The sequence below is a fragment of the Siphonobacter sp. SORGH_AS_0500 genome (assembly GCF_031453245.1).
Taxonomy (GTDB): Bacteria; Bacteroidota; Bacteroidia; order Cytophagales; family Spirosomataceae; genus Siphonobacter.
Window position 1 is genome coordinate 261,715 of record NZ_JAVIYT010000008.1, and the last position, 12,798, is coordinate 274,512.

Here is a 12,798-nt window from a genome sequence, read left to right on the forward strand (position 1 = left end):
TGATGTTATAGTCTGACCTGTTCCAGTTGTAAATCCTGCACCGGGGCCGAGTTTGTATACTGGATTCGAAGTCGAATGGCTTTCAGGCCTACTAATCCCTGAACGGGTTCAAGTTCAAGGTATTCAATTTCAGCCGCAATCTGATTTTTCTCCTGTAACTGATGAATCAGCGGTAAAAAATCCGAAATTTCCTGCTGATTCATGTACACCAGAGCAATCTGGTCGGGCTGCGTCAGGCGTTCTCCACTGCCCAAAACTACGGCTTTATCGATCCGTTTTTTAATAACTTCGTAACGAATGCTGTACGAACCTTCTACATCAAAACGATGCTCGTCTTCGCGGAAACTAATGGCAACGGGTTGAGCATGAGCCAGGATCAACTGCGTGGTTTGCAAAGGAAGGGGCAGATGCGGTAGTAAGCGATGGGTTAACTGAGCCATTTCGATCATGGACGTTAATTGCCACAAACGAAGCCGACGCAGATCATCCGCTACAAAAGGGGTTTTTGGAGCAATGGACTGACCGACGTAGATATTATATTCCATGCCGTCCGTCCGGTACTTTTCGAAGTAATGCGGATAGACCGACTGAAGTTTTTGTTCTTCCTGTTCGATGTAACTGTTAACGGTCGAGTTGATCCAGTCCAGACTTTGTTCGTAATCTCGCTGAGCCCGGTGAAAAATCCCGCTCTGCGGATCGGTTTGCCTGAAGTAAGATTCAATTGGCTCCTGAAGTTCTTTCTGAGATTGCTGCAAATGCCGTAAATAGGGGCTTACCTGCTGAATCAAAAACAAAGTAATACTTTCCTCATCGTCAGGACTAAGGTCTAGTAGCAGTACATTCTGATAATGCTTATTCCATTCCAGCAAAGCCTCGTGGCGATACTCCCGCTCTTTTACTTTTTCCAGCAAATGCTCAACGCCGGACAATTGCTGGCTCAAATCGTGCCGAACGGCCCGGTGACGTTCACTGGAAGAGTTTCGAATGTCAACGGCTCCGTAAAGTGGATATACCTGCGGAAAACGGACGCGGGCAAGTTCTGGCTGAGTAGGCTTGCGGTTCCCCGCTTTCAGGTATTGCCAGGCTACCTCATTGAATTTCCACTCCACCGCGGGTTGCAGGGACGTAAAACGCTGTCGGATTAACCGATCCACATTTTTGTTGAATTCATTAATCTGAAACAACAGTAACTCCCGCACCAGTGGCACTACTTTCTCAACTTTAAAGAGGACTTCTTCTCCCAGTGAGTCGGCGTTTTCGGAAGCCATTTCAATAACTCCAATCAATTCATCGCCTGCTTTAATGGGATAAAGCATGAAACTTTTTAATCCGTTGTTATGCAGTAATCGTAACTCTGGTTCAGCAAATTGATTTAAATCGCAAAACAGGTGTGGATGATCGTGCTGCTTTAATCGCTGAGCAATGGTTTTCTGAATGTCAGGCTGCTGTAGTAAATCACCGTGCTGTTCGCACGTTCGAATTTGCGTGAAGAAAACGCTTCGGTTACTAAACTGCGGATGAAAAACGTACGTATCGTTTACCTTAAAGAAAGGCATCAACCCGATATGAATGTCAGGAAGACCGCACAAGTCACGTAAGGCTTTCTCGAAACGGTTATAAATAAGTTCTTCGGAATCCGTTTGTAAATGGATAAAAACCTCTTTCAACTGCTGTAAGGAACTTTCTTCCGTAATGTCTTCCACCAGAAACACACAAAAACCAGAGAGTGTAAACAAATGAAGAGGTAGGGTAGAAGTCATTTGCTCGAAAGAGCGGTACCCTTTCGCAAACTCCACCCACTCATTTTGCAGCGGGGGTAATTCAGATTGATAATACTGTGGCTCTACGAAATTGACATTTACCTTTAGTCGGTAATATTTCGTAATGCCACGTTCCGTTTTCTGAAAGGATATGGATGGAGTTAACTCCTTTATAAACCGAATAGTATAACAGTTTTCCAGAATCAGCTGGTAAAAGTAGCGAAGCTTATCCGTGGGATTTTTATGTTCTTCATTCCCCATTTCCAAAGCAGGGGTAATGTACTGGATGAAGGTATCCGAAGCGTGAAAAAGCTCCAGTGGGATGGGGAGTCCAAAGGCATAGGGAATTTCCCGCTCCGTACCCACGATGGGTAACACGCTTAACTTCAGTAACTGGGCAATGGCTTCAAGCTGATCGGGCGTATAGGTTTCCTCAATAGAGTCGGCGGGGATAAGTGGATTTAGTTGTTCCAGTAAGTAATCAACCACTTGCGACTGCACGTCGCCGGCGGGAATAGTAGCCTTTCGTTGTGTTAAATACTTAATAAAAGGCTTGAAAGATAACCGAAGGTCCATCGGATGAGCGGGAATTTCGGGAAGATTCAAATGGGTATCCATTAGCAGGACTATTAATTCATGGCAATTAGAATAATAATTGAAACCGTGGGCTTTGGGTTCATTAAGTTGAAAATATTGTATGAAATACGCTTTTTATGTGATAAACGAATAGCCTTAGTTTCAAAATAATGCCGCTGTAAAGTAAAAACCTCCCAAATCGCCGAATTTGGGAGGTTTTTCTGAGTCAGGACTCTATTAAGGTATCATCGTCGGCCCCGTGTGTAAGGCGTTTGAGTGGTTTGAGTAACAAGAGAATTAACCCGCCAAAAAGTATACAGAAAATGGCAATGCCCGTGAAGGTCTGAAGCTCGCCCCAGTGTTCGGAATACGCTCCAATCATACCCGCCAGCTTCTCGCCGAGTCCGGTTGCTGCCCAGTAGGCTCCCATGATGATCGAAGCATATTGAGCCGGAGCCAGTTTGGTAATGAAAGATAACGCTACGGGAGACGAAGAAAGCTCGCCTATTACGTGAAATAAATAAGCCAGAATGAGCCAGTACATGGCAGCCTGACCCATTTGCTCGTACTGCAGAGCGGCGGCAGTCATGAAGAAAAAGCCGGAACCCATGATCATGGTACCAATGGCCATTTTCGCTAATGACGAACTTTCTTTGCCTTTCAAAGCCCGGCGAGTCCAGAAATTAGCAATCAACGTACCGAGTGAGATAACAAAAAAGCCCGTTAAGGACTGAAACCAGGAAGCCGGAATTTCCATGCCCAATAAGTGACGATTGGTTTTCTGCTCGGCATAAAGGTTCATTAATCCTCCGGCCTGTTCGTAAGCTCCCCAGAACGTAACCACAATCAGGAAAGAAAGTAACAACACCCAGATGCGGTCTTTTTCGACTTGAGTTAGCGGCTGACGAAGTTTGGCACGATCTTCCGCGTGGCTACTTTTGCCGAGAAAGTCACCCACACCCACCAGATGCTTTTGACCCTGAGCGTAGAGAATCAGGCTTAACAACATGCCAATGCCCGCCAGAGCAAAGCCGTAGTGCCAGCCGTATTGGTACGCCACCCACCCCACCAGAATCGGAGCAAACGCCGCCCCCAGGTTAATGCCGATGTAAAAAATTGTAAATCCCTTATCCCGACGTATATCATGTTGAGCGTATAACCCACCTACCATCGTCGAAATATTAGGTTTCAGCAAGCCCACACCGAGTACAATCAGGAAAATACCGCCGTAAAAGGCCTGCATGTTCTGGAAGGCTAATGTTAAATGCCCTAATGCCAGCAGTAACGCTCCAATTAAAACAGTTTTTTTCTGCCCTAAAAAGCGATCGGCTAGGTAGCCGCCGGGCAAACTGGCCATGTAGACGCTAAAGCCGTACCAGCCATAGAAAGTAAGTGCTTCAGCATTGGTCCAGCCGAGTCCGGGGTTGGCACCGGTAACTGAAGCGGTGAGGTATAGAACCAGAATGGCACGCATGCCGTAGTAACTGAATCGTTCCCAAAGTTCGGTCATAAAAAGGACAAAAAGACCTTTCGGATGGCCGAACCACTGGGCTTGTGAAGGAGGCGTCATTCGTCAATGAGATGAGGGGAAAATGGAAAAATTAGGATTAGGGGCGGGGTAACAAATCTTGAATGTACATGGGGATTCCCGAGAATCGCTTATTAAGCTGCCGAATATAATGAGTTTTTAAGTTTTGAAAGCGGGGAATGTGCTATATAGTCAGGAGGCGTTCTGGTCTGTTTTAAAACAATCGATGTAGACCGTGTACTTATAAAACTCACGATTTATGTGAAAATTTTCTGCTTTCCTTTTTTCTGTCTAGTGAAAAATGGAAGGTGGTTTATGCAGTCATTGCTAATGTTTTTTTCAACGAATGCAGGGGTATATCGTAGAAGTATGACTAGAGGGAGGTTGCTGAAAAGAGATAGCGAATCATGTTTCAACTAAGCTGGCATTCGATTTTTGAGTACAATTCTAAAACTTCAACACTATGAAAGGATTAGGAATTGGGCTTATCGTAATCGGAGCCATTATGGTCATCTGGACCGGATTTTCGTACACCAAAAAAGAAAAAGTGGTTGATGTAGGACCAATCGAAATCTCAGCCGATAAAAAAGAATCTGTTAACTGGCCGCCTTATATCGGTGGATTGCTGGTGCTGGGCGGAATCGTTATTGTGGCTACTGCGAAAAAAAGCTAATAGGGGTGATTGTCACAAATCGCCTCAACTTTGGCACTTTCAGCATCTTCGACAAGGTTAGATTTGCCGTAGGTTTGTCGTATCAAACGACACAAACCTATGGCAACTTTTGAGAAGATAACCATCGAAACGCTCATTAACGCACCCGTTGAAAAAGTATGGAAACTATGGAGCGAACCCGAACATATGATGCAATGGAACACAGCTTCTGAAGACTGGCATACAACGCAGGCAACGAACGATTTGCGTACGGGTGGTACATTTTCATCCCGCATGCAAGCAAAAGACGGCAGCTTTGGTTTTGACTTTAGTGGAACGTATACCGAGGTAATTCCTCAGTCGTTGATTGCCTATGTGCTTGGAGATGAACGTACGGTGACCATTACTTTCTCAGCCAAAGGCGATCAGACACTAGTGGTAGAAACGTTCGACGCAGAGACTACGAATCCAGTCGCCATGCAGCAGGAAGGCTGGCAGCGTATTCTGGATAATTTCAAGAAATACGCTGAGCATAACTGAGTTATTTTGAAGAGTATCGATTTGCCCTATTGCTGCCAGCTGAAAAGCTGGCAGCTTTGTTTTTGGGATAATCAAAATAGGTTTGATGTTAGTTTTTTGGGTTTACTAGTGGCTCAGGCTGCCAGCAAAAGGGCTGGCAGCGGCACTAGATAACTCTGCTATTGAAGATCTTCCAGCTATAGCTTTCTAGCTAATGTAGCCGCTGCCAGCCTTTCTGCTGGCAGCATTGCTTGGGGATAATTAAAATAGGTTCGATGTCGGGTTTTGAGTTTAGTAGGAGCTCATGCTGCCAGCAGAAAGGCTGGTAGCGGCATTACTGGGGTAGCTGTTGTTCTAACAAGTTAGCCTGACCAGCTTTTCCGCTGGCAGCGGAATCTCTAGCGGTATCTTTGTTGCTCAGCTTTTTCGGCTTTATATATTAAAGCAGTCTAAGTCAGATTCGTAATCCTAACCTAAGCCAATTTTCCTTCCAGAACCGGGCGTTTATCTTCGGTGTTGTCAATAATGGAAAGACTGCGGCGGAATTTAAGGGTGGCTTTATCGCCTTCGATGTGCACACGCAATGTATCATAATGAGCCGATTCGATGTAGCGGAGGGTAATTAAAAACGTTTGCTCATCACTCCAGGCTCCGCTGGTTGCCAAGCGGGTTGGTAATTCTTTAGGTAAGGTAGAACGGGTTAATTTCAGGGCAGTTAGGGGCAGGCTGGTAGTGCCTAACTTCCAATAGCCAATCCCTCCTTCAATGCGATGTTCACGAGTACCGTCTTTCAACATCAACGTAAAATCTTTTCCGTGAAAATTTAACTGAACCTGACTGATGCCCTGAGCATTCGACTCGACTGAAATTTTCTTACTGCTAAGGGTAGCCGTTAACGGAGAAGTGGGCGAACCCGGCGTAAGGGGTAATGCCAGCGAAGTAAGTTTTTTCTTTAATTCCTGCTGTACTCCAGCCGAACCCAATTGTCCCACGGCGGGAAGAATATGATTCCATACCGCATTCAGAATGCCTTGCATGTTACCACTTTCACTGGTCGTCACTACCACCATTTCTTTTTCAGGAATGACGATACAAAACTGGCCGAAAGCCCCGTCGCCCCGATAGGCATTATGCCGGCATCGCCAGAATTGATACCCGTATCCCTGTAGCCAGTCGTTACTTTCTTTGGGTTGATTGCCTCCTTTGGATTCTACCTGAGCCTGGGTCGCTTCCTTAATCCAATCGGCTGGTATTAGTTGTTTGCCCTGCCATTTGCCTTCCTGCAAGTACAGTTGTCCAAATTTGGCAATGTCCTCGGTGCGGAGTCTCAATCCCCAACCTCCGGTATTAATCCCTTTAGGGTCAATTTCCCAGTCGGCTCCGGTAATGTCCAGGGGTTTGAATAACCGGGGTGTCAGGTAATCCAGCAGTTTTTCTCCCGTTAACTTTTCGATCAGGGCCGAGAGCATGTAAGTCGCTCCGCTGTTATAGACGTAGAAGGTACCCGGCTGGTGCTGAACGGGTTGTTCAAAAAAGGCTTTCACCCAATCATCGGTTTGTGAAATGGGTCCAGTTGTATCCTTATCATGGCCCGTTGACATGGTTAATAAATCTTTCACCCGCATGGCGGCTAGGTTAGCACTGACACTGGCGGGAGCTTTATCAGGAAAAAAGGAAAGAATTTTGTCTTCCACCCGAAGTCGTTTTTCGCTCACCGCAAAACCAATGGCCGTAGAAGTAAAGCTTTTACTGAGCGAGTATAACGTATGTTTAAGATCGGCCTGATAGGGTTTCCACCAGCCTTCGGCGATTACTTTACCTTTCCTCAAAATCATCAAACTGTGTAGGTTGAGTTTTTCATTTTCAACGGTTTGAATGAAGTTTAGCAGGCCTTCCGAAGAAACCCCCTGAGCTTCGGGAGTTGTTCGGGGAAAAGCAGAACCGGGCGAAACGGCCCAGACCGGTAAAGACGAAAGAAGGCTGGCTTGAGCGGTCAGAAAGCCCGCTTGCTTAAGAAATTCACGACGATTTAGAGGCATGTGAGGTAGTTTTGAAAATTTTGTAAAAATCTAAGAAATATCTTCATTGAATAAAAATAAAAAATATCTACTTTTAATAGGGGATAAGGCAGAGTCAGTGGTCATAGGGTCAGGTACTTCGGTTATGGAAACAAAGGAAGAAGAATCGTGACAGGAAAACCGAAATGTTGTGCTCTTTAAACATTCATAATCAACAGTTATTACAGGAAAGCTTATGGTTAAGTTTGCACTGATTCCACTTGTATTGATAACCTTTTCGCTGGTCAATTCATTCACAGCCCGGGCGGACGGAAAGCCTCCTCTGGCCATATCCAAACAGTTGTTTTCGCTTCAGTTGAGTCGTAACTCTAACACGGTTATGTATGACGCAAACATTGGAGCAAACCAAAAACTTAATCCTGAGAAACCGATTGATGTTTACTGGATTCGTCATGAAGAACAGGGCCAACGCGAAAGCCTATCCAAAATTCAATGGAAATTGGCGTATGGATACACACATACCAAAACCAGTGCGGATACGTATTCAGTAAAGATCAATGCTTTTAAGGACCGAGCTTTTCGTGTGGAAGTGAATGAGGGAAAAGCAGTTGCTCTGGCTACGATTGATGGAAAGAAGTCTTACCTGCAAAAGATTTTCGTGCAGCTCGATCCGAATTCTTTCCTGATTCCCAAAGTTCAGTATGTAGAGCTGTTTGGGGTTGAGGTTCAGGGCAATAAATCTGTTTATGAACGCATCTTACCCAAATAAAATTTAGTATTAAATCGGATGTGAATTATTGCAAGGGCTCTTTTGTGGGTGTATAACTGGAAGTTTCGACCACTGTAGAGCACAAGACCATAATGATAAGGGGTATAACCAAAGAAGCCGATGCTGCAAGCATCGGCTTCTTTGGTTACTGAAAATGTTAACATTAACAACCCGTGCCGTCCAGAATAATCTGATTTCCGTTTTGACGAATGTGTAACTGGAAAGAATCCGCAATTACTTTAAGAATTGTGTCCAGACTGTCTTTGGTGTCGAATGGGACGTTCAACTGACAGTTCTTAATCCGATCATTAGCTAACTGAATATCTGCCTGGTATACTTCCCGAAGCGTTTCAATCACTTCCGACAAAGGCGTTTTTTCAAAAATTAGCTTGCCTGTCTTATAGGCAAAAACGTTCGGATTCAGATGGGCTGTGGTTTCAATGGTGTGCGAAGCCGAGTCAAAGGAAGCCTGCTGATTTTTAACAAGAGAAACTTCTTTCTTCATCGCTGTAAAAAGTACTTTTCCCGTTCGAACGGCTACTCTGACGTTGGAGTTATACGCCCGAACACTGAATGAAGTCCCAACCACCCGCACAGTTGTGCCATTTGCTTCAATAATAAACGGTTGCGAAGGATTGGGCGTGATGTCAAAAAAGCCTTCGCCTTTCAGTTGAACTACCCGCTGACCTTTTTCAAAACGTTGGGGATACGTCAACTGACTGCCTCGGTTAAGTAACACCATACTGCCATCGGGTAAGTGTTGCTCCAAAGCCTGTTCAGTTGCTGTAGCTACCTGCTGGGGAGCTTGTCCGAATGGATTAAACATAAACCAGCATAATCCGAAAACTACCAGAATGGCAGCGGCGGCGGGCCAGAAATTTCTACGTTTAATCGGAATTACTTTGGCTTCCGATGCTATGTCGAGCGTTTGAACAGCAGGAAGGCCAAGTTTGTTTTTGACGCTATGCCAGGCTGCTTCCGTATCCACCGCGGCGGCGGGACTTTTGAGTACGGCACTCGACTCCCAGATTTGCTGTAGACGGTCAAATTCCCGCTGATGGTTTTCCCCGTTGGTAGGGTCGTGTCTTAACAGCCACTGCTGAACCTGCTCAGTTTCAGCCTCGTTGGTTTCGCCAGCCAGGTATTTTCCGAGTAGGCTATCATCTATACTATCCTGATTAGCCATGTTGGGAAGGGTGGTTAAAAATCGTAATGGTTAGTCATACACATGAATGCCTAGTAAAATGAGTAAGGGTAAATAATCCGCTAATTCGGTCCGCAAGATTCGCAGGGCTTTCCCGATCTGATTTTCAACCGTTTTAATGGATAAGCCCAACTGATCGGCGATTTCTTGATACTTTAATTCTTCAAAACGACTCATCATAAAAATCAGTCGGCACTGCTCGGGCAATCGTTCGATGGCCCGCTGTAACTGAATATCCAGTTCGGAGGCCATTAATTCCTGCACCGGACTTTGGTAAACATCGGAACCGTCGGCTTGCACATAACTCTGATACTCTGCCTGAACGGATAGATGTTTAATTCGGTTCAGACAGCGATTATGAACGGCCCGGTAGAGGTAGGATTTCAGCGAAGTCGTAATGACTAGTGAATCGCGTTTTTCCCAGAAAGCCAGAAACATGGCCTGCACGACCTCCTCGGCATCATCCCAGTCTTTTAAAAACGAAAATCCGTATTGGCATAAAGGGGAATATTGTTGCCGAAATAACAGCTCAAACGTGCGTTCATTGCCCGTTCGAATGGCCTCCAGAAATTGCTGATCTGTTAAGATCTCCGCCCCTTTTTTGTCATTCATGATTTGATGGTCTGCTAGGATGACATCTCAAACGGTCTTTCCCCTACCGAAGGATGAATTTTTTTAATATAGGCATTGAAAGCGTGGGAGAGAAGTCACTCCCACGCTTTTGTGATTATACATCAGGCCGCTACGACCGTATTATTTTTCTTCGACAATTTTAAAAAGCGGAATAACAGAAAGACGGAAGCAAAAGTAAGTCCACTAATAAAACCTAGCCACATCCCAGAAGCACCCATGTTGCCGTGGAAAGCGAACCAGTAACCCAGCGGTAAGCCCACCACCCAATAGGCAATAGCAATGATAACGGTAGGCACCTGGACGTCTTTAATGCCCCGCAATAACCCAGCTCCGATGGCCTGCGTACTGTCAGAAATCTGGAAAACGGCGGCAAAAAGTAATAATAAGCTAGCAAGCTGTAATACTTCTGTGTTCTTATTAAAGAAAGTTGGCAACTGATCGCGAAGCAGAACGAACCCAACGGCACAAAGTGTTCCATAGATTAGGGCTGTTACCAGCGTACTCTTACCGATGGTGGCAATGAGTGGCCAGTTGGAACGTCCCAGGGAGTTACTTACCCGAATCGACCCGGCCTGGGCCAAGCCCATGGATACCATGAATGTAAAGGAAGCACAGCTCAGGGCAATCTGGTGAGCGGCCTGAGCGATGGCACTGATCGTTCCGATAATAATGCCGGAAACAGCAAAAGCTCCGGCTTCCATGCCAATCTGTAAACTGCTGGGAATGCCAATGTGCAACAATTCCCGCATGGTAGTTCCGCTCAGATACCACTGTGATTTACGAACCGCCATGTATTTCCGAAAATTAGGATGATAGATGACATAAAGCGTAATGGCGATGAAAATTAAAGTCCGCGTAATGAGCGTCGCCCAGCCTGCTCCGATGAGTTCAAGTCGGGGAAAACCTAAGTTACCATAAATGAGTAACCAGTTTAGAAAGGCATTGATGGGCAGAGCCGACAGCGAGAAAAACATGGCCGTGCGGGTAAGCTCTAGTCCATCGGTGAATTGCTTGAGCGTCATGAATAACAACATCGGAATAATAGACAATCCCATGAGTTTCATGAAGGGCAACGCCAGTGCTACTACCTCTGGGTCCTGTTTGAAATAAAACAGAATATGGTTCCCGAAAAAGAGCGTCAGAGAAATGAGCAGAGCCGTTAAGGTGCAAAGAATGAAGCCATTGTAGAGGTAATGTGAAACCTGCTGACTATCATGACGACCATGAGCCAGCGACACCATCTGCGAAACAGAAATAGTCATCCCAATACCGATGACAAACGGGATGTTGACGGTATTCAGAACCAGAGCTGCGGCTGCTAATTGTTTATAACTAATGGCCCCGACCATCGCAGTATCAATGATATGCAGCACCATCTGAGCCAATTCTCCGATAATAATGGGAAAAGCTAATCGTAAAGTTTTAAATGCCTCCGTTTTCATGACTAGTGGAAAGATAATAACGCAATTGAGCCGCGAAGGTACGGAGGATTCCAGCGAAGCCCTAGTAGAGTGACAAAGAAAGAGATGGGGAAGTGGTTTATCCCCAGATCTGTCATCCAGAGCGAAGCGAAGGACCTTATAGATTTTGACAGGTTGCTTGGCCCTGGGAAACTCCGTTAGCCCGCGTTGGAAATGTGGATGATCACGACTGGAGCGAGATTCCATCTCGTTCCTACTCATAAGGCAGGTTCCCACCTGCTTTTATGCTCCGAACCTCTCAGCCAGAGCGAAGGTAACTCACTGTACTTTGAATCAGAAAAGTTTATATCGAATCCTATACAAGTTCTAATCATAGGTTCAACAATCCTATGTTTCAGACTACCTCCAATAAGTTTATATTATTAAAATATAAGTAATAGATATTGGAAAAAGATAACAGATATGTCGATTTTTGTGTTTAAATCTAGAAATAAGACAATTAGAAACGATGAAACAGAAGCAGGGACTTATCATTACACTTGGATTATTAACTGCGGTTGCTCCATTTTCAATTGACACTTATTTACCAGCCTTCACCGTTATTTCCCGGGATCTTCAGGCCGACATTAGTTATGTCGCCTATTCATTAACCAGTTTTTTCATTGGTATTTCTTTAGGTCAGGCTCTGTGCGGTCCCTTACTGGATCGCTTTGGTAGAAAGAAACCCCTGTTGATTGGTTTGGGCTTGTATGTGCTCGCCGCTATAGCCTGTGCCAGTGTACAAAGTGTGAACTGGCTGATTGCCATTCGTTTTCTCCTGGCCTTAGGGGGTTGCGTAGGGATGGTAGCGAGTCGGGCGGTGGTTAGAGATTTGTTTACTCCGCAGGAAATGGCGGGCGTTTTATCTACTCTGATGCTGATTATGGGCGTTTCTCCCATCATCGCACCCACCATTGGCGGTTATATCTCAGAAGTAGCTGGCTGGCGGTATATATTCGGATTTCTGGCTTTGGTTGGAGTCACGTTGATTATGCTGGTGCTTCGCTATTTACCCGAAAGTAAACCCGCTGATCCCAGTATTTCCCTAAAACCTGCCCGTATTTTAAAGGATTATGGAACGGTGTTAAAAGAACCGATTTTCTCCATTCACTCCCTGGTAGCGGGTATGGCTTCGGGAAGCATGTTTTCTTACATTGCAGGTTCGCCTTTTGTGTTCATGAAATTGCATAACCTTTCTCAAACCGAATACGGCTGGGCTTTTGGATTTAATGCCTGCGGGATGATACTGGGAAGTCAGGTGAATCGTTTTTGGTTGAAACGTGCCAAAAGTGAAGAGATCCTGAAGAAGATCAGTGCATTTCAGTGGATCACGGCCCTGTTACTGATCATGGGTACCGTGCTGAACCTGTTCAATGCCATGGGTTTGTTAAGTATTATGTTCATATATCTGTTCTTCCATGGATTTATTAGCCCCAATGCAGCCGCGACGGCCTTGTTTCCCTTCAAACGTTACGCGGGTAGTGCTTCGGCGTTATTGGGTTGTATTCAGATGTTAATCGGGGCGGCGGCTTCGGGTCTGGTGAGTTACTTCCATAATGGTACCGCCCTGCCGATGGTGGTAGGAATGGCCCTTTCTTCGACCCTGGGTTACTTTTTATTAATCTCTCCGAAACTAGCCCGGCGAAATCTTCAGCCTGTAAGCGGTTCCTGAAAATCAA

General features: G+C 45.4%; 10 protein-coding genes. 4 read left to right on the forward strand and 6 right to left on the reverse strand.

Features of this window, described 5'->3' with window-relative positions; genetic code table 11:
* Positions 1-5: 5 nt before the first annotated feature.
* Positions 6-2,378, reverse strand: coding sequence for a hypothetical protein (locus tag QE357_RS24300; protein WP_309713721.1), 2,373 nt, complete (start codon positions 2,376-2,378; stop codon positions 6-8).
* 184 nt (positions 2,379-2,562) lie between these two features.
* Complete coding sequence (locus tag QE357_RS24305) at positions 2,563-3,906, reverse strand: peptide MFS transporter (RefSeq protein ID WP_309713724.1); 1,344 nt, start codon at positions 3,904-3,906, stop codon at positions 2,563-2,565.
* A 421-nt stretch (positions 3,907-4,327) separates the two neighbouring features.
* Here QE357_RS24305 and QE357_RS24310 point away from each other — a divergent pair, with 421 nt between their 5' ends.
* Together QE357_RS24310 and QE357_RS24315 are read left to right on the forward strand one after the other, a co-directional pair.
* Positions 4,328-4,537, forward strand: coding sequence for a hypothetical protein (locus QE357_RS24310; protein WP_106636019.1), 210 nt, complete (start codon positions 4,328-4,330; stop codon positions 4,535-4,537).
* Positions 4,538-4,636: 99 nt separating this feature from the next.
* Entirely contained in the window at positions 4,637-5,056 is a 420-nt protein-coding gene (locus tag QE357_RS24315) for an SRPBCC family protein (RefSeq protein WP_309713727.1), read from the forward strand.
* A 452-nt stretch (positions 5,057-5,508) separates the two neighbouring features.
* On the opposite strand, the gene QE357_RS24320 is transcribed toward QE357_RS24315, so the two are convergent.
* Positions 5,509-7,074, reverse strand: a complete 1,566-nt coding sequence (locus QE357_RS24320) for a serine hydrolase (RefSeq protein WP_309713730.1) — start codon at positions 7,072-7,074, stop codon at positions 5,509-5,511.
* Positions 7,075-7,288: 214 nt separating this feature from the next.
* Here QE357_RS24320 and QE357_RS24325 point away from each other — a divergent pair, with 214 nt between their 5' ends.
* A complete protein-coding gene (locus QE357_RS24325) occupies positions 7,289-7,822 on the forward strand; it encodes a DUF4833 domain-containing protein (RefSeq protein ID WP_106636016.1) in 534 nt (177 codons plus the stop codon).
* 163 nt (positions 7,823-7,985) lie between these two features.
* Here QE357_RS24325 and QE357_RS24330 read toward each other — a convergent pair whose 3' ends face one another.
* From QE357_RS24330 to QE357_RS24340, 3 genes are all read right to left on the reverse strand, one after another.
* Entirely contained in the window at positions 7,986-9,008 is a 1,023-nt protein-coding gene (locus QE357_RS24330) for a FecR domain-containing protein (protein ID WP_309713733.1), read from the reverse strand.
* 30 nt (positions 9,009-9,038) lie between these two features.
* Positions 9,039-9,638 carry an RNA polymerase sigma-70 factor gene (locus QE357_RS24335; protein ID WP_309713736.1) on the reverse strand — a complete coding sequence of 200 codons (600 nt, stop codon included), beginning with the start codon at positions 9,636-9,638 and terminating at the stop codon, positions 9,039-9,041.
* 122 nt (positions 9,639-9,760) lie between these two features.
* On the reverse strand, positions 9,761-11,101 hold the full coding sequence (locus QE357_RS24340; protein ID WP_309713741.1) for an MATE family efflux transporter: 1,341 nt from the start codon (positions 11,099-11,101) through the stop codon (positions 9,761-9,763).
* A gap of 487 nt (positions 11,102-11,588) precedes the next feature.
* On the opposite strand from QE357_RS24340, the gene QE357_RS24345 reads away from it, so the two are divergent.
* Entirely contained in the window at positions 11,589-12,791 is a 1,203-nt protein-coding gene (locus QE357_RS24345) for a multidrug effflux MFS transporter (protein WP_309713744.1), read from the forward strand.
* The last annotated feature ends 7 nt before the right edge of the window (positions 12,792-12,798 follow it).